This is a genomic window from Sutcliffiella horikoshii, assembly GCF_019931755.1.
In the GTDB taxonomy this organism is placed as follows: Bacteria; Bacillota; Bacilli; order Bacillales; family Bacillaceae_I; genus Sutcliffiella_A; species Sutcliffiella_A horikoshii_E.
Map to the genome: position 1 here is coordinate 1,393,609 of NZ_CP082918.1, position 18,061 is coordinate 1,411,669.

An 18,061-nucleotide genomic window follows, 5' to 3' on the forward strand; every position below is an offset into this window, starting at 1 on the left:
GTTTGGAGGAATATTCTTGAAAAGACTTTGGCCGATATTGTCATTTGTAATCTTACTTGCTCTGGCTGGTTGCGGAAGCAGTGAAGTTAATTTAGATGAAGAATTTTCAATGAAACTTGAGGTTGGAGAGCTTGATGGAGTAAATCAAGATAAGCAGAGCTTCACTAGTTCTAAACATGAAGGGGAATTTTGGTTAGCTAATTTTATTTTCACTAACTGTGATACAGTTTGTCCTCCAATGACGGCCAATATGGCAAGGATGCAGCGGGAAATGAAAGAAACAGGCGTGGAAGTGCCAATTGTTTCTTTTAGCATCGATCCTGAGAAGGATACTCCGGAAGCTTTAAAGGAATATGGTGATTTGTATAAAGCGGATTATCAGTCATGGGATTTTGTTACAGGCTATAATCAGGAAACGATAGAGCGGTTTGCAAATGTATCATTTATGGTGCCGGCTTCCAAAGAAGAAGGTTCAGATCAATATATGCACAGTACGAGTATCTTCTTAGTGGATAAAGAAGGATATGTACGGGAGTCCTATAGCGGTTTGGATGTGCCTTTAGAAGAAATCATGGAAGACTTAGAAAAAGTAACAGATTAACATAGGATTATTACGTTTTCCCTTTAACACTCATATGATGTCATATGGGTGTTTTGTATTTTAGAAAAACATGAAAAATATGGGGGGAAACGATGGAAATAACAAAAACAAACAACCTCTCTAAAAAAGAATATGAAGAAGTGGTTAATCTTTTGAAGAAATGCGAGTTTCATGATGGCTACGAAATAAGTGCCAGTATTAATTTATCCATGATTAAAAAAGGGGACACCACTCATCTTGGTTTAATTTTAGCGCGGGAGAAAAATGAATTAATAGGTTTTTTAGGTTTGTTTTCTTTTATAGATCCGAAAAAGATAGAACTTGCCGGGATGATCCATCCAGAATACCGAAATCAAGGGAAGTTTAGTAGCTTGCTTGAAAGTGCAAAGGAAATGACAAGGGAGCGTGATGCAGACGAGGTGCTTTTTGTTTGTCCCTCAAAGTCTGACGCTGCCATTCATCTCGCATTAAAAATGGAAGCGACCTACGTGTATTCTGAGTTCACCATGGAGTACAATGAGAAATTTCACAAAAAGTATGATTGTCTGCAAAACATGTCCATTAAAACAGCAGATCTATCTGAAGCTGGAATTATAATGAAGCTTTTATCGGACGGATTCGATGTTGCGCCAACTGATGAAAATGTGAAGAGTCTAATTGAACGTAATGCTTCAAATCCGGGATACGAGCTGTTTCTTGTGCATGTAGATAAAACTCCGATCGCTACAATAACAGTAAGTGATGAGGAGGAATCAGTGTATTTAAGCGCATTTACGATAAATCCAGACCATAGGGGCAAAGGATACGGTCGTGCAATATTAGAGAAAATAGTATCAGACCTTAAAGTTAGATATCCTAAAAAAGCAATAAGGTTGGATGTGGACGTAAGAAATGAAGGAGCAATAAAGCTCTATGAGAAAGCTGGATTCAGGGTGATAGACGGGTATGATTATTATCTTGCCAAGTAAGGGTTTTCAAAAAATTGCAAATGAAGAGGTGGCAGCATCGGCTACCTCTTGTAGATTACATTGATTGTTCATGTGAAGGTGATGATAGTTGTTGTTTTGGAAGATAATGTTCAACGAGTTGGTCCAGGTAGTTGATTTTTTCAAGCGCGGTAGTTTTATCAATTTGTTTATAGTGGTGGTTTCCGCCTTTTTCCTCGTCCATTTCGTCTGCAAGCTTCACTACTTTTTGTAATGGACTTCTCTTGACGTCGATTTCAGGCAGATAGGAATCTGTATGCAAAAGGATAGCAACAGAGATCTTTTTAGCGTTTTGGGGGTTTTCTCCTAAGCGAATCAATAACTTGTGGGCACGCTCTGCACCTTTAATTGCATGAATATCATTTTCTCTGTAAAGCTCATAGTCCCATTTTCCTTGACGATACCATTCGTAATGGCCTATATCGTGCAGAAGGGCAGCTTTAGTAGCTAAATCTACGCTTACATTATATTTAAACGCCAAATGAAAGGCATGGTTGGCCACTTCAAGGGCATGTGCAACTCCTGAGCGCTTCAAATACTTCTGTGTTATAGGGTGTGTAAAAATATCTGTAAGTGTTACTTCTCTCATTAATATCTCCCTCCTGTAAAAATGTGTTTCTTTATAGAATATCACATATGAGGAAATGTGTGCAAGAGAAACGTTCAGATAACCTCATTCTTGTATGTTTTAATTAAGGGGCGATAGGATAATATTCTATCTAACAGAAACGTTCTTTTTTGATTGCGCAGGTAACAGAATGCCGTCACATTATTTTTGTTTATATTAAACACGATTAAGGATCTTTGTGTGATGGAACCATTTTTGGACATATAGATTATTTCAATAGGTGTTCTTGAATTAATGTAACACTCGAGCGTTCGGCTCATTATTATCATCTCCTTACCATTATTATATACGAACATATGTTTTATATTCAATAAAAATACGAACGTATATTCTGGTTGTTTTTTGGGGAGTAAGGAATATACTTGAAATATAAGAAAGGAAGGTGATTTTGTGAAACCATCTACTACATTAAAGTGGGTTACAGGCGGAATGGAGGCTTTTTTGGCTATTCCTGTGCTTGGAGGTCTGACTGTGATGGGGTTTGGTTATTCTCCATTGGGACTTATGTTGATTTTACATATCATTACGCTGGTGTTTAGTGCGAAAGAAGGGCAGAAGTTTCACGGTAGTATTTGGGGAATTGTTGCGTCTTGTTTAGGATGGGTCCCTTTTGTGGGTTGGGCTTTACACACTATAACAGCTATAATCCTGATGATTGATGCTTTTGCTTCGGGAAGAAAAGAAAAAGGTATGCAAGTGTAACCGTTCCGAGTTTGGGGCGGTTTTAATTTTCGAATTGGTTAAACGCCGCTGTGGATTACCGCAAATGGCTTCGCTTTCCTAGGGGCGGTGCTAGAGCCTCCTCGCTCCGCTGCGGGGTCTCAAGCTACCGCTATCTCCCTCAGGAGTCTCCGCCTTTTGCTCCAATCCCCAGCTATAAATCCCCCTGATATTTCGTTTAACTTATATGAAGTTTAGTTTTGTAAAATTTTCTTTACAAACAAGTGTGGACTATCTATAATAATATTTACAGTCGAATATGAGATCTGATAGTTCAGCGGGAGAATACTACCTTGACAGGGTAGGGGTCGGGGGTTCGAATCCCTCTCAGATCATCTAAAAAGCTCCACTCTTTCTATATAAAGGGTGGGGCTTTTTCTTATTTTACTTCTATGCTCTATTACTCTATTAAAATGGTCAAATCTCTTAATTCATTCGTCTATACATTGAAAAATGCTAGACATACTATGTAGAAACTAATGTTAAAGGAGATGTTTAAATGGCAGATATATGTCAAAATTGTAACTGTTCCCCGTATCAAAACCTTTGTGTCTGTGCCACCCAAAACGGGATCACGGTCATACAACCCGCATGTCAAACGCTTCCGGATGGAAGCACCGCTAGTAACCCTTGTTTCAGGCCATCGCCAGAAAACCGTTCTTATTGGTCTTATAAATTCTCGACTGATAATGCAATGGCTACTAGAGGGATTAGTAGTTTTGTGATTCCTGTATGTCAAAACATACCGGCAAATACGATAATAGTAAGTGAAAAGGTTGATGGGTGTGGGACCTTTACCTCCGTACCGTTCACCATCAGTCCTACAGATCCGAACTATGGTCCTGCGCCAACAGGTTTCAATTGGTTGAAGGTGGAATCGAATAACCGTTTCGATAAGGGTGTCACGGTTGAATACCGCTTGGAAATTGTGGGGAACTACCCTAATGGTACACAAGGAATTAGAGTAAGAGCAGCAAATGTGAACTACACGTTTGCTTGTGATGGGTGTTATATTGTTCCTCAATGTCCTGCTCCAGGTCAATTGATTGTCAATAAAAGTTGTGAAGAAATATTTGATGGTAATACGGTAAGACTTGCGTTTCAAATTACAGTAACAAATCCTGGGGGATCTCCTTTAGAAAATGTACAACTTACAGATACCCTACTCTTTTCTCCGAATATTACGCTAGGGCCAATTACAATAAGCGATCCTAGCCTAAATGTAGACCGCTCAGTCCCAGGAAGAATTTTGATTACCGGCAACTTAGGTACAATTGAGCCTGGTGGAGAAAGAGTTATTACGTATTCTCTACCTGTTACAGCGGTATCAGGACCTGGAGAATATTTGATTGACAATAGAGCTAGTGTTGTATCAGGTACTTCTCAGGCATCAGACTTCTGTACGTTAAACCTTGATGTAGTCCAACTTTCTGCCGCTAAATGTTGTACAATCAATGGGAATCAAGTTACGTATCGCTTAACAGTAACAAATACACCAAACTCTCCGGGAACAAATGCACGAATTGTTGATACCTTAATGATTCCTACAGGATTAACTGTTAGATTTTCATCTTTTGGCGGTTGCCAAGCAAGATTCCGTACTGGTGAAGAAGTGCCGTTGAATCAAGACATCACAGGTCAAAGAATGATTGACATCGTTTGTGATAATCTGGATATTCCTCAAGGAGGATCAGCTCACCGTGATATTCAACTAACTATTGTTTCGGCCTCTACTCAATCTGCGACAATTAATAATACTTTGAACGCCGTCGACCCACTTGGTGGTCAAAACCAATTATTCTTGCCTACTCTAAATGTTCCTGTAAGTGTAGATACCGCTTATATAGCATCCATTACCTGCTCCAACCCTTGTCCAAATAACATCAATCCAGATAATGGTCAATTCTTTACTGCACCAAGTACAATGAACGCTGCTAGTCAGTCCGATTGTGGATGTGGAGGAGGATTAACTAGTTCTAATCCTACAAGAAGGTATAATTGGAAATCGGAACTGTAGTAGTTAGTAAAATTGTGAAGCGCATTCTCATGCAGAATGTGCTTTTTTACGTAAAACAAGAATGTTGACATTATACCTAAGGGGGTATAATATAAAGAAACAAATGAACCGTATTGGAGGAGATGGTTGTTGGTCATTTCTATTGCTTTGATATTCATATTAATTTCCGTTTACTTTTATAATAGATATGTTCCTGTTTTAGGTGTTCCTTGTGTGAAAAACATAGAACTTACCAGCCCTGCAAAAGTTGTTGATGTTAGGGATTATAATTATGTGGAAGAGCCTGTTCCTGTAGCGGTGAATATTCCTGTTGCTTATCTGCAACGGAACTATCAACAATTTAAAGAGGAAAAAGTAATAGTCCTTGCATCTAGCCATCTTGAAAAAAACATTAGTGTGCGTTACTTAAAGAAAAAAGGTATTGAAGTGATTGGATACAGAGTGATCGGGAACAACTGTAAGTGCCCGAAATTAAAAATGGTATAAGACGATGTTAGAACTAAGAAAATTATTTCCGGGTTTTTTATATTTTACAAGGCAGGCGGGCTAGTTAATCGCTTGTCTATTTTTTGTCATGTGAGGAATTGACACAATCATTTTCTATTAGTATGAATATACTTTTAATAGATTAATAGAGGAGGTGAGAGTCGTGGGAGTTTTGTATGTAGAATGCAAGGTGTGCTGCGAAGTAAAGTGTAAATGCTATCTTCGTCATAGTAGACCTGCTATGGACAATGCGGTTTCACCGATGGAAGATGCGGCGCGTGGCAAGAAAAAATGCGGCTGTAGTGCTGGCGCATCCCGCTATTACAAGTACAATGATTAAATGCTAGTGAGAGAATAGACGGGCGGTAAATGCGCTCGTCTATTTTTTCGTTTTAGTAGAAATGTACAAGCGTAATCTAGCGTTTTTCATACTATATAGTAGCTCAAAAAATAGGAGGTGAAAATTTTGGGAATAGTTTATGTGGAATGTTGTGAGAGAAAGTGTTGTTGTTGCTGTGATAAGAAGGATAAGTGTCCGAATCCAGTGAGAAGAAATGAGTCGGCGGTTTGTGGAGGTTTAAGGTCAATGCTTGCTATGCAAGGTGCTGTATATGTTCCTTTAGCGAATCTAACTTTTGTATTCACCAATACTACTTTAAGGTATGATTCCGGCTACTGTCCAACATTATTTGCAGGTTACAGAACGCCAACTGTGGCTGAGTTGCAATCAATTGTAACTAGTTTAACATCAACAGGGGCTATCGGTGGAACGCCTCTTTGTCCAATGGTTGTGTGGGCATTAAATGGAACAGAACCAGTTCTAGTGGAGGTTGTACCTGCACTTGGGACGGTCGAAGTCCTGAGAACCCCTTCTTTACGTTGTAAGGCATACCGTATCTGTGTAACGACAACTCTTCCACCTAATGGTTTATAACCTTAGAGCTTTTTCAGAAGGATATCAATAATATCCTTCTCTTTTACATAATTATCCTCCAAATGACCAAACTAATTTTAACAACGCTCTGAAAGGCAGGTCCACTCCAACAATGGAAAATTCCCATAACCATATACGACTCACTTCTGCAGAAATTGGGCATTTGTGGAGCAGTTATTTGTTTGAAACGTCCGTTCATCATATGTTCCGATACTTCCTGGTACATGTGGATGATCCAGATATTGAGAGATTTGTGGAGCAATGTCTGCGAACATCCAAACGACATGTACACAGATATATGGATATTTTTAAGAAAGAACAATTTCCTGTTCCGAGAGGTATTACTTCTGAAGATATCAATACAAAAGCTCCCCGGCTTTTTTCGGATGTTTTTTATCTTCATTACATTGATGGAATGGCAAAGTTTGCGCTGAACGGATTCGCGCTGGCGGTCGCGGAAGTTTCTCGTAAGGATGTCAGGGAAGTGTTTCACCTGCATATTGATGCTCTCCAAGAAATAACGGAGATGGGGAAGAGGTTGCTATTAGAGAAGGGGCTTTATTCTAGACCCCCGTATATTACAACGCCGAAACAGGTCGATTTTGTGGAAAGTGGTCATTTTTTTGCTGGATTTACTATTGATAAGCGTCCGTTGACTGTATTTGAGATGAACCAGCTTTTTCAAAATGTACGTTCCAACTCCCTGGGGAAAGCACTGTTAAAAGGATTTATGCAAGTTACGGATGATAAAAAGCTTTGCGCTTATTTTGAAAAAGGGAAAAGCTTGGCCAATAAGTATGTAACGACGTTTTCTACCATACTTTTGAAAGAGGATTGTAATGTACCTTCCACCTATGGAAGTGAAGTGCTGGATTCTTCTGTTTCTCCTTTTTCAAACCGTTTTATGCTCAATCATGTGACACATCTGATTTCATATGGAACTGCAAATTACGGGTTGTCGATGGCGTTAAGTCCGCGCAAAGATCTAGCTTTAATGTACTTGAAGGTGATAGGTGAAGTGATGACATATGCTGGTGATGGTGCGAAACTTCTATTGAAGCATGGCTGGTTGGAACAACCTCCTACTAAATCGGATCCAAAGAATTGTAAAGATTAAAAAAGAGCCTTCCCGAACGGAAAGTCTCTATTTCTCAAAATATAGATGATAGTGAAGTTGGCAACCGGGGTTGAAAGCTGCCTTACATGTCAGGCAAATCGATTGGCTGTTTAAATACTCGTTAATCGTCAGTTCATTTTTGCAGTTTCCACAAAGAATTGCTTTAGTATGAAACTTGTCTTTTGGCCATAAGGTTATAGGGTGATCTGCATGTTCTTCATGACATTGGTAGCAAGGGTAGTAATCTCTGCAGCAATGAAACTTAATGGCAATGATATCTTTTTCTGAATGATAATGAGTGCATCGTGTGAAACTATCAACGGTTGCGCCGAGTACTTTAACAGTCAATCCATCCATCCCCTTATTTCATGAAATTAGTTAGGTTGCCAAACGATTTCGCCGGACTTTGTTTCTTTATCTATTTCCACTTGAAAATCATGTTTTTCATAGAAATGAACGAGACGGTCTACGTGGTCCCAATCACGCTTTGCGATGTCCCCTGTTATGCAATGGATATTCTGATCTTTAGCGACTTCCTTAAGATAATTCATGCAGATAGAGCCATATCCTTTGTTTTCGGGTCCCTTTATATCACCTATAAAAATGGTATCATCCTTTTTGTAAGTAGCCTGTATGGAGAAATCCCACTGGCCGCGATAGGCGGTTTCGCAATCGTTAAGCATGATCTTGCAGGAGTTATTGTCGTAATTTGTGTAAACGACAACCCAGTTATCATCTTTCGTTTGATCAATGCCGATCACTTGCCACTTTTTGGCGATTTCTTTCATGTTTTCTTTCATGCGGAACATTTGGAATTCCAAATCGTCTAGTTCCTGTTTGATTTCTTCTTTATCTCTTGTCTCTTCTTCGGCCATGAATAAGCTTGTGAAAGACATCCAATTCCCCCTTGAAATCTATAAAAAAATCTACAAAGATAGTTATTTTCCGAGTGTAATTGACAATCAGCATATAATTATACAGGTGTTTTACAAAAGTTTCAAATTACAGCGTGCAAAAATAAAAGCAAGTCATCACGAGGGACGACTTGCTTTCATTTTTTTATTCTAATAAAGGCGCTAATAATATGATGTATAGCGCAATTAGTAACTTGCTTCATCACAAGCATTATAAGTTGTCCAGCTACATGGACATGATTTATAAATGACATAAAAGTATTATATTCGTTTGCCGCGGTATAATTCCATGGTAGTTTCCCTTACTTAAACAACGTAAGCCCTACCTCTCATACGTCCTTACGGCTCCTAGGCCGTGCCAGATCGATTAAGCCTCTGTGAAAAAACTATATGGAACGCCAGTGCATCCTTGTGACACATTGGTATTGCTTAAGAATGTCATAACGTTCTTCCTTTCTATATCAAGTTACTAATATGATGGGTGTGTACCCAATCTCTTATTATACAACAATTACTACCAAAGTCAAGTGTGTAAAATAAAACTCGATTTTTGTAGGAAAAATTTTTACAGAATTCTTTTGATATTTGGTAAAATAAAAAAAGATAAAGAGAAGCAGTTGAACAATTAATAGGGAGACTAGATATGTTAAGTCAAAACTTACAAGGTTTGAAGCAACCATCAAGTAGTGCAGAAGAATTCCTTAGAAATAATGAATTGGCTGATCTCATCCAAAAACAAGTTTTTGCCACCATTTTGAAAAATAAGCTGGATATGGCTGAATCTGAGATGAAAATTTGGATTGCAGGATGCTCCACTGGACAAGAAGTCTACTCTTTAGCGATTTTGTTAAAAGAGACGATTGAATCAATGGATGAAAATGTGGAGATGGATTTCAAGATTTATGCCACGGACTTGGATTATGATTCTGTAAAGATTGCAGGTGCAGGAGTCTACCCTGATACAGCTTTTGAAAATGTTCCATCTGGCATTCTGAATAAATATTTTGATAAGAAGCAGGATTTCTATGTGGTGAAAAAATCGATAAGGGAGCATATCATCTTCGCCCCTCATAATATTGCCAAAGATCCTGGCTTTCATCATCTGGACTTTATCAGTTGCAGAAATGTATTGCATTATTTTCAGCCCACACAGCAACAAAGAATTATTTCGTCGTTCCATCATTCTCTAAATGAAGATGGATATTTGTTTTTAGGGCAATCAGGATCTATAGGCGATAGTAAAGAGCTTTTTCGAGCGATCAATAATAAATGGAAGATATATATAATGCAAGAGGTGGGGGGGCGTAAACGAAGTAAAGACGCGGGCCTCCATGCCATACAGGAGGATAGTCAAGAAGAGAAAGAGTTGCAGTTCTTAAATGAAGAACTGGTCCAAGCAAAAGAGCGCATTTCTAGTTTGCAAGTGAAACTGGAAGACATCTACATCAAGTATGAAGATAAGTACGAAACCCTTAAAATCGATTCGTATCATCCAATTCTTTTCGTGAAGGGATTGCTCCAAATTATTAAAAAGCAAGAGTTCTATAAAGAAGAATACGCAGTTGCCATGCTTAAAGAGATGAATAAACTTGAATGGGCAATTGAAAATTTTCTAACGGATGAACAATAGACACAAGAAACCCCCGTCAAATCATTTGACGGGGGTTAAACTATTTTATCAAGAACGGAGAAGAGTTTTAATATCTTCCAACTCAGACTGTATTAATTTAATATATTCCAGCTTCCCAACCTCTGATAAATCATCTTGAATAATTCCAAGTAAATCATTGATTGTGGAGATCTTTCTTTCTGCTTGCTTTTTATGGAATTCTAAAGATACATCAGGCTCTGCGTCTGTCATAACAACTTCATTCCATTTATTTTCTTCAAGCTGCTTACGCCATTGTTGAAATTCCAACTGTACATCCTGGAAAGCAGACGATTCATTCATACAAACCAAATGGATCAGCTTTTCTTTTGGCTGATAATGAAAATATACAGTGAACAAGGTTGTGGGGGAATCTGTTGTTTTTAAGTTAAGCTCCATTACTCCTGGAGAAGGAATGGTCTTAATTTGTTTAAACTTTGTCTTACTGTCCCAATCCACCAAGTCTAGAAATGATGTGACAGGATAGAAGAGATGGGTGACTGACTGGGAAACATTGATGATTTCAAAGTCCTCAGTCATTTTAAAATATGGAACGGGAATCCGGTACATTAAAGAAGCACTCCTTTATTGATGATTCCGGCTTCTTTTCTATAATCTTCCAACCATTGGAAAAGGAAGGATGTATCCTTAGCAATGAGAGTTTCCGCAGGACAGCATGATCGAAAGGCAGATTCCGCATGCAAGCGGCTTCCAACTATGAAAGTGGTGCCAGGGCTTATATTTTGCAGTCTTTCGATTGTTTCTTTAAGTTTAGGAAGGTGATGTCTAATGGACACAGAAATGCATACAACATCTGGCTGCCATTTTTTTAAGCTGTATTCTGCATAGTCCAATGGCAGGTTCGAACCAAGGTCATATACATCCCAACCATATTCTTCGAAGAGGGATGAGGCCATTCTCAATCCCAGATCATGTTCTTCTCCTTCAACACAGAAAAACATGGCACGTGGGGAAGGGGAATGTTCTTCTATAAGTCTATCATTCAATTTTTCCAAATGATATTTAGTCAGTATCAACTCACATGTACCTGTCGCCAAATGCTCATGGGCAACAGAAATTTTATTTTCCTCCCACATTTCGCCAATACGATACATGGCGTCCCGGAGGATAAAGTCATAAATAAACGCACTATTGTAGCCTTGATCCATCGTATCTTCTACACAAGACCAACCGGAAGCCACATTTTTTTCGAGAAGGAATTGTGATAGTTTCTTGGAGATTTCATTCATTTGACCCCTCCTATTCCAGACATAGTAATTACCAACAGTATACTATATTTTCCGTAAAATCAAATGCTTCTTCCTTGAAATGCCTTTTTCTGTCTGTCAGTTGCCCTTATATGGGATTAAAATTACCTTGACACCGGGCTATACAAGACAAGGATTTTCTCTTATGCTTAATAGAGGTAAATATTAGTAGCAAAGGAAGTGTCACAATGACTTATCAATCAAATGTACAGGAAACCTTCTCGTTAATCAAAGAACTGGTTTCTATTCCAAGCCCTTCAGGCAATACGGAGAAAGTAATAGGTTTTGTTGAAAAGTATTTAAGTGAATGCGGGGTAGAAACAGTACGAAATCGAAAGGGAGGCTTGATTGCTACCATTAAAGGAACCGATGATAAAAAACATCGTATGCTGACAGCTCATGTAGATACGTTAGGAGCAATGGTAAAAGAAGTGAAATCCAATGGAAGATTGAAGCTTACTACAATAGGCGGGTTTCGCTGGAATTCCGTTGAAGGGGAATATTGCCAAATTGAAACTTCTTCTGGAAAAGTGTATTCCGGAACGATCCTCATGCATCAAACATCTGTTCATGTATATAAAAATGCAGGAGACGCACCAAGAAACGATGAAAATATCGAAGTTCGTATTGATGAAAAAGTCACCAATGCAGACGAAGTAAGAGCTCTTGGCATTGAAGTGGGAGACTTTGTTTCATTCGATCCGAGGGTTCAAATCACAGAAAGCGGCTACATAAAATCCAGGCATCTGGATGACAAAGCAAGCGTTGCTATCTTACTAAAACTTATCAAATTCATTCAGTCAGAAAAAATAACGCTTCCATACACTACACACTTTTTAATTTCTAATAATGAGGAAATTGGCTACGGGGGGAACTCCAACATCACCCCAGAAACGGTGGAATACCTTGCAGTGGATATGGGAGCACTCGGAGATGGACAATCATCAGATGAATACACAGTATCTATCTGTGTAAAAGATTCCAGCGGACCATACCATTATGGACTAAGAAAGCATCTTGTTGATCTTGCAAAGAAAAACAAAGTGGATTACAAAGTAGATATTTATCCATACTACGGCTCGGATGCTTCTGCTGCCATCCGTTCAGGACACGATATCATCCACGGACTGATTGGACCGGGAATAGAATCCTCCCATGCTTTCGAACGCACACACGCAAGCTCGATTGAAAACACGGAGAAGCTGATTTACCATTACTTGTTGTCGGGTATGGTGAAGTACTAATGTAAAGAACAGCCCACAATACTTGATCGTGGGCTTTTTTTTTACGTAAAATACTCAATCCGCGCCTGAGGAAAATAAGAGTGGATATACTCAGACAAGGTTTCTTTAATCTCTGTTGCTTCATCCTTCGTATATACATACTTGCCAATCCCGTAACGCCCCCATTTATACTGGCGCTTTGCTTCGTCCAGTTCAAGCTTTGTCATTGGATAGTTTTGTTGAATGACCCTTTTGGCTGGTTTAGTGAATCGGTGTTGAATTAATTCAAAGGTAAGATCTTCAGTGGCGCTTGCAGGAAGCTTATCATATAGCTTTTGGAATAACGTTTTATATCCCTCTTCCCAGCCTTCATGCAAGTAGATTGGTGCAACGATAAATCCAAGAGGATAGTTTGCACCTGCCACTTTGGCGGCAGCTTCGATCCTCAAATCCAAGGAAGATGTCCCGGGCTCGAAATTTTTTATTACATAATCGGCATTTACACTAAAACGAAACCTTGTTTTCCCGTGATGATCTGCATCAAGCAAATGATCAACATGATGGAACTTTGTAACAAATCGAAGCATTCCATGTTCAGATTTTCCAAAGTATTCAATAGCTTTCTTCAAGGAATGAGTCAAATGGTCAATACCTACAATGTCTGATGTACAGGACGCTTCAAACCTGGTGATCTCAGGCGCTCGCTCTTGCATGTATTTGTCGGCAGCATCAAAGATTTCATCCAAGTTCACATAAGTCCTGATATAAGGTTTGCTTCCCATGGTTGTCTGCAAATAGCAATAATGACAATGGCCCATACAACCTGTGGCAAAAGGTATAGCATATTCAGCGGAAGGTTTGGATGAATCAAACTTCAATGTTTTTCTTACTCCGACGACTAATGTGGATTTAGCTGTCCTGTATTTTTGAAAATCATTATCTCCAGGCAGGTTTCTTATTTGGTTGTGGGAAGTGGTCTCTCGAATTTCAAGACCCATCGATTCAAACTTATTTTTTAACTCCACTCCGAGCGGATAGTCAAGAGCTCTAGGTTCAATGTAGACAAGCTGTGGAACAAACGGTTTCATGTATTGCCCCCCTTTTTATTCGAATGTTGGACCAAAATAATCATTATATAATGCTTCTGCTTCTTCTAATGAAGTAAAAAAGACAAACTCATCTGACAGTGGATAATACGTATCATAGAGAAAGATGGAAAGCTGTCCATCCTCGTATGGATTTGCCATAACGCTTGCCTGTTGGATCGATGCTACATTCTGTGTGTGTGGATTACGATAAAAAAGGTATACGACATCTCCTTCTTGTAAGGAAGACGACTGAGCTTGTTGGTATGAATCCATATTAGTCACCTGCTTTTAGTTGTTTCGTTTATTTGTGGGATTATATTCTTACTTTAGTCTTAAATGTATCGGGAAAAATATCCTTGAGAAATAATGTAAAACAATTTACTTGAATATTATGAAACTTAAAGGAGACTTTATTCGTCTAATCAATTAGGGATAACGGGAGGTGGTTTTGCAATGAACCATGTGGATTTGCGACCGAAAAAAAGATCGAAACTTCGCATTTGGCTGGGTACTCAATTTTACATAGCAAAGAGATGGATAGAGTGGATGACAGGAAATAAAAACTTTGCAGCAGAAAAGACAGAGGAAGAATTGCCATATCAAGTGTTTTTACATAAAACGCCTACGCTTAGAAAGTTAAAGAACGTGGATATGTGGTATCAGCATAACAAGGTAATTAATTTGAAGATTGCTGTTCATAAACTGAATGGAGTTGTCATTCGACCTGGTGAAACTTTTTCCTATTGGAAGTTGATTGGGAAACCAACGAAGAGCAAAGGATATGTAGATGGAATGGTTCTTTTTTATGGTGCATTTAAGCCTGGTCTAGGAGGAGGTTTGTGTCAATTGTCAAACTTAATATATTGGCTGACATTGCACACACCGCTGACTGTGACAGAACGATACCGCCACAGTTTTGATGTCTTTCCTGATGCACGGAGAACGCAACCTTTTGGCAGTGGTGCAACCTGCTCCTATAATTATTTGGATTTACAGGTGAGAAATGATACAGATCAAGCTTTTCAATTAAAGGTGAGAATGGAAGGAGACTTCTTGGTTGGTGAATGGAGGTCGGCGAATCTTCCAACTGAAAAATACAAAGTATATGAAAAGGAACATAGCATCACTTCCGCTTATTGGGGAGGCTATTTGCGCCATAATATCATCCATCGCAAAGTGATGAACCTCCAGGGAAAAGAAATCGATGACCAATATGTAACAGAAAATCATGCTATTATGATGTATGAGCCTCTATTGGAAGCAACAGAACAAAGCGGCTAAAATACGTTGTTAAGGGTGTGCTGAATGTGATTTCCATTCCAAAAGAAATGAAAGACCAAATGATAGGCAGGATTCAAGCATATTTTGAAGAAGAACGAGACGAAGAGATTGGCGAACTTGGAGCGGATCTGCTGTTGGACATATTTATGAAAGAACTCGGACCGTACTATTATAATCAAGGTATTGCCGATGCAAAGGCTTTAATGGAAGAACGATGGGGATCCGTTGAAGAGGACATCGAGGCTTTGAAACGATCTACTGGGGGCGGCGGCAGGTACAGGTAGAGAGGGTTGACGAGGATCTACATATATGATGGTTGTTTTGGGAAGCAACTTCTTTGGCTATTGTGGGGCCGGAGAGGTTGTTTTTTATTTTGGATTTCAAAAATTGGAGGGGGATATCAGTTGTTGGAATTTTACAATTAAAGGGAATCGCCCGTATTTTTCTATTTTCGCCCGTAAATCTGAAAAATCGCCCGTAAACGCAAATTATCGCCCGAAAGTGGTCCGAAATCGCCCGTAAATCTCAAAAGTCGCCCGTAAATTCAGATAATCGCCCGATTCCGTTTTATGGTGGATTTATTGCTGTCATCAAGCTGCCCATCGAGCGGCGCAACGTCCCTTCGACATTGGTTTCAAAAATCCAGAGAGTTCTCAAGTTTTGCTTTTTTGGTTTAGTGGAATGAAATGAGTATAGGTGGTGATGGTGTTGAAGGCGAATGTGTTGGTGATTGGGGGCGGTGTTGGCGGTTTGACAGTTGCGCTGAAACTTGCGAAGTGTGGTGTTGGCGTGACGGTTGTGGAACAGGTTAAAGGCAGCCCGCACATGTATAAGGGAGAATTAGTGCAGCCGAAGACGCTACAAATTTTCGAGAAAAATGGCATTCTTCCAAAGGTGTTGGAACATGGACACAAAATTAACCACATTGAGTTGGTAGAGAAGAAGAAGCTCGATAAAGAAGTTAAACAGCCGATTCAATCAATGAGTTATAACATACTTCCAGACCCTTATAACTATGCATTGATGATCCCCCATGAAACCTTAAAAACGATTCTACTTGAGGAAGCACAGAAATATCCTTCCTTTAAATATATACAGCCTGGCCGGTTTATGGGTTTTGAAAGCAACAAGGCTAAGGTGAGAATGGAAAAGGAAGAGGTATTACTAGAAGCAGATTATTACGTTAGTGCAGAAGGGCGGAAATCCAAGGTCCGTGAAATGATGGAGGTACCGAAAAAGGAAAAAAAGTATGACCATCATTTTTTGACTGTCACGTTTCCAAGGCCTGAAAGCATGACAGAAGGAAAGATCATCTCTACAGATGACACCTTCTTAGGACTTTTCCCTTTGCCGGATAATCTTGTACGCAGCGTTTATTTAATTCCAAAGGGTTCCTATAAACAGATGATAGAAGAAGGGCTAGATTCCTTTTACCAAAAATACTTAGAACTTTGCCCGGAACTGGATGGTTTTGTACAAAGTATAGATTCTTGGAAAAAAATACAGCTTATGATTCCGGTGCATTATCATGTTTCAAACTATGTGAAAGGCAACATAGCTTTGCTTGGAGATGCTGCACATAGCGTGCATCCAATGGCAGGTGAGGGCATGAATTTGGCTATTCAGGACGGAGACGTGCTTGGCGAGCTGCTTTGTTGGATGTACGACAAAGATAAACATTCCCCGGATTATCTATCCTTTTATGAAAATGTAAGAAGACCAAGGGTCCGTCATGTATTGAAATTAAGTCACCTTTCCGCCTTGGCCTATTCCCGTCCGCTCAAATCTTTCGTGACGTGGAGAAGCAAAGTGATGGATCAGCTGACAAACGATCCCGTTCTTCATATTAAACATATGTTGAATATTTCTGGTTTGGGTATTTGGAAGGAATCCCTGGTGGATAGGGTCATTCAGTCTGGAGTAGTCCCTAAGAGGAAGGAACGCGATGAGCGGATGATTGACGGCCGTCATCTTTTTACAGAAGAAGAAGATTACCCATGGAAAAATAAGGAGGAAGCATAGGTATGATAAGTGAATATGTGAGACTTTTTAAAGCGCGAGGGTATATGAAGCGAAACTTGCCCTTCCTATATAGTTGGCATGCCTATGTTGGGTATGAACTGGATTTATATGAAGCATTTAAAAAACCTAAGACAATTATGGAAGTTGCGAAAGAACATGATCTAAAGGAAGACCTTTTGAAAAGATGGGTCGAAGTAGGCGGCGTCATCGGTTATCTGAAAAAGAAATCGAAGGAACGTTACCAAACGGTGAAGAAATTCATGGTTCCTTCGAGTAAACATAACCCCAGGTCTACCGGGGTGCTTCTAAAAGAGATGATGGAACTCCATATTCCAACGCTGATCAAGTATCCAAAAATGATGAAGACAGAAAAGAAAGAGCAATTTAATCAGAAAGAACATGGAATGGTCGTAGCGCAAACTTCTTCCCTTTTAGAGCAGCTGGCTATTCCAAGAGTGATGAAGGTAATGAAAAAAGCCAAGCCAAATACCGTGGTAGATGTCGGGTGTGGCAGCGGAGGATATTTGTTAAAGCTTTCACAGAAGTTCCCGAAAGCAAAGATGCTTGGAATTGAACTGAATGAGGATGTAGCAGAGGAAGCAAGTAAGAACTGTCAAAAACAAAAACAGGTTGAAATTGTTTGCGAGGATGTTCATAAATGGTCTCCAGAAGATAAGGTGGATTTTGTCATGTTAAACAACATCCTTCATTATATATCCCCTGATGACCGGACGGAGTTGTTCAAGAAAATCAGTGAATGGTTGCCCCCAAAAGGAACATTATCGGTGGTGTCACCTATACACAACTCTAAACATGGAGGACAGTTTTCAAGTGTGTTCAACAGTTTTTTTACCGCGTTTGATAATTTGTACCCACTTCCTTCCGAGGATAATCTGAAGGAACTGGCAGATGCAGCAGGGCTTAAAGTGGAAAAAATGCAGCCGGTCATCAAAGAAGGCGGCTGGTATCAAATTACCTTTAAGAAATTGAATTAAACCTTAATTAAAGGGCTCAACTTTGGAGAATTTCCAAGCTGAGCTCTATTTTTGTGGTGTAATAATCCTCTATTAGAATAGTTTTCCTTATCTTTCTAATATAAGGAAAAGTCGTAATAATCCCTTAATATAC

Annotated in this window: 20 protein-coding genes and 1 tRNA gene; 14 read left to right on the plus strand and 7 right to left on the minus strand. The window is 39.3% G+C overall.

The features are described from left to right. Positions 1–16 precede the first annotated feature (16 nt). Both K7887_RS07170 and K7887_RS07175 read left to right on the plus strand, forming a co-directional pair. On the plus strand, positions 17–601 hold the full coding sequence (locus K7887_RS07170) for an SCO family protein (RefSeq protein WP_223492857.1): 585 nt from the start codon (positions 17–19) through the stop codon (positions 599–601). Positions 602–693: 92 nt separating this feature from the next. Further along, positions 694–1,569, plus strand: coding sequence for a GNAT family N-acetyltransferase (locus tag K7887_RS07175; protein ID WP_223492858.1), 876 nt, complete (start codon positions 694–696; stop codon positions 1,567–1,569). Between the two features lie 55 nt (positions 1,570–1,624). Here the strand turns inward: K7887_RS07175 and K7887_RS07180 are convergent, their stop codons facing one another. After that, complete coding sequence (locus tag K7887_RS07180) at positions 1,625–2,176, minus strand: HD domain-containing protein (protein ID WP_223492859.1); 552 nt, start codon at positions 2,174–2,176, stop codon at positions 1,625–1,627. A gap of 429 nt (positions 2,177–2,605) precedes the next feature. Here K7887_RS07180 and K7887_RS07185 point away from each other — a divergent pair, with 429 nt between their 5' ends. From K7887_RS07185 to K7887_RS07210, 6 genes are all read left to right on the plus strand, one after another. Continuing rightward, positions 2,606–2,917: a hypothetical protein gene (locus K7887_RS07185; protein ID WP_010192941.1), complete on the plus strand. Its 312-nt coding sequence runs from the start codon at positions 2,606–2,608 to the stop codon at positions 2,915–2,917. A 281-nt stretch (positions 2,918–3,198) separates the two neighbouring features. Next, positions 3,199–3,270, plus strand: a tRNA-Val gene (locus tag K7887_RS07190). A 164-nt stretch (positions 3,271–3,434) separates the two neighbouring features. Further along, complete coding sequence (locus tag K7887_RS07195) at positions 3,435–4,952, plus strand: COG1361 family protein (RefSeq protein WP_223492860.1); 1,518 nt, start codon at positions 3,435–3,437, stop codon at positions 4,950–4,952. A gap of 213 nt (positions 4,953–5,165) precedes the next feature. Next, entirely contained in the window at positions 5,166–5,438 is a 273-nt protein-coding gene (locus tag K7887_RS07200) for a hypothetical protein (RefSeq protein WP_223492861.1), read from the plus strand. Between the two features lie 586 nt (positions 5,439–6,024). Continuing rightward, positions 6,025–6,372, plus strand: a complete 348-nt coding sequence (locus tag K7887_RS07205; protein ID WP_223492862.1) for a hypothetical protein — start codon at positions 6,025–6,027, stop codon at positions 6,370–6,372. Positions 6,373–6,484: 112 nt separating this feature from the next. Beyond that, positions 6,485–7,489 carry a DUF3231 family protein gene (locus K7887_RS07210; RefSeq protein WP_223492863.1) on the plus strand — a complete coding sequence of 335 codons (1,005 nt, stop codon included), beginning with the start codon at positions 6,485–6,487 and terminating at the stop codon, positions 7,487–7,489. A gap of 27 nt (positions 7,490–7,516) precedes the next feature. Here the strand turns inward: K7887_RS07210 and K7887_RS07215 are convergent, their stop codons facing one another. Next, on the minus strand, positions 7,517–7,846 hold the full coding sequence (locus K7887_RS07215; RefSeq protein ID WP_223492864.1) for a CHY zinc finger protein: 330 nt from the start codon (positions 7,844–7,846) through the stop codon (positions 7,517–7,519). A gap of 17 nt (positions 7,847–7,863) precedes the next feature. Next, positions 7,864–8,385 carry a GNAT family N-acetyltransferase gene (locus K7887_RS07220; protein ID WP_223492865.1) on the minus strand — a complete coding sequence of 174 codons (522 nt, stop codon included), beginning with the start codon at positions 8,383–8,385 and terminating at the stop codon, positions 7,864–7,866. 661 nt (positions 8,386–9,046) lie between these two features. Between K7887_RS07220 and K7887_RS07225 the strand changes: the two genes are divergently transcribed. Further along, entirely contained in the window at positions 9,047–10,033 is a 987-nt protein-coding gene (locus K7887_RS07225) for a CheR family methyltransferase (protein ID WP_223492866.1), read from the plus strand. Positions 10,034–10,081: 48 nt separating this feature from the next. Here K7887_RS07225 and K7887_RS07230 read toward each other — a convergent pair whose 3' ends face one another. Both K7887_RS07230 and K7887_RS07235 read right to left on the minus strand, forming a co-directional pair. Then, positions 10,082–10,621: a hypothetical protein gene (locus tag K7887_RS07230; RefSeq protein WP_223492867.1), complete on the minus strand. Its 540-nt coding sequence runs from the start codon at positions 10,619–10,621 to the stop codon at positions 10,082–10,084. Further along, the gene (locus K7887_RS07235) at positions 10,621–11,301 is read right to left on the minus strand and encodes a cobalamin B12-binding domain-containing protein (RefSeq protein ID WP_223492868.1); all 681 of its coding nucleotides are present in this window, start codon (positions 11,299–11,301) and stop codon (positions 10,621–10,623) included. Before K7887_RS07235 ends, K7887_RS07230 begins: the two co-directional genes overlap by 1 nt. A gap of 206 nt (positions 11,302–11,507) precedes the next feature. Here K7887_RS07235 and K7887_RS07240 point away from each other — a divergent pair, with 206 nt between their 5' ends. After that, the gene (locus K7887_RS07240) at positions 11,508–12,563 is read left to right on the plus strand and encodes a M42 family metallopeptidase (protein ID WP_223492869.1); all 1,056 of its coding nucleotides are present in this window, start codon (positions 11,508–11,510) and stop codon (positions 12,561–12,563) included. Between the two features lie 41 nt (positions 12,564–12,604). Here K7887_RS07240 and splB read toward each other — a convergent pair whose 3' ends face one another. Further along, positions 12,605–13,630, minus strand: coding sequence for a spore photoproduct lyase (gene splB / locus K7887_RS07245; protein ID WP_223492870.1), 1,026 nt, complete (start codon positions 13,628–13,630; stop codon positions 12,605–12,607). A 15-nt stretch (positions 13,631–13,645) separates the two neighbouring features. Then, positions 13,646–13,903 (minus strand): transcriptional regulator SplA domain-containing protein, encoded by a 258-nt coding sequence (locus K7887_RS07250; RefSeq protein ID WP_223492871.1) that lies wholly within the window; start codon positions 13,901–13,903, stop codon positions 13,646–13,648. Positions 13,904–14,083: 180 nt separating this feature from the next. On the opposite strand from K7887_RS07250, the gene K7887_RS07255 reads away from it, so the two are divergent. From K7887_RS07255 to K7887_RS07270, 4 genes are all read left to right on the plus strand, one after another. Next, a complete protein-coding gene (locus K7887_RS07255) occupies positions 14,084–14,911 on the plus strand; it encodes a VanW family protein (protein WP_223492872.1) in 828 nt (275 codons plus the stop codon). 26 nt (positions 14,912–14,937) lie between these two features. Next, positions 14,938–15,195: a DUF2164 domain-containing protein gene (locus K7887_RS07260; protein WP_223492873.1), complete on the plus strand. Its 258-nt coding sequence runs from the start codon at positions 14,938–14,940 to the stop codon at positions 15,193–15,195. Positions 15,196–15,613: 418 nt separating this feature from the next. Next, positions 15,614–16,933 carry an FAD-dependent oxidoreductase gene (locus K7887_RS07265; RefSeq protein ID WP_223493602.1) on the plus strand — a complete coding sequence of 440 codons (1,320 nt, stop codon included), beginning with the start codon at positions 15,614–15,616 and terminating at the stop codon, positions 16,931–16,933. A 2-nt stretch (positions 16,934–16,935) separates the two neighbouring features. Beyond that, on the plus strand, positions 16,936–17,928 hold the full coding sequence (locus tag K7887_RS07270; RefSeq protein ID WP_223492874.1) for a class I SAM-dependent methyltransferase: 993 nt from the start codon (positions 16,936–16,938) through the stop codon (positions 17,926–17,928). Positions 17,929–18,061: the final 133 nt, after the last annotated feature.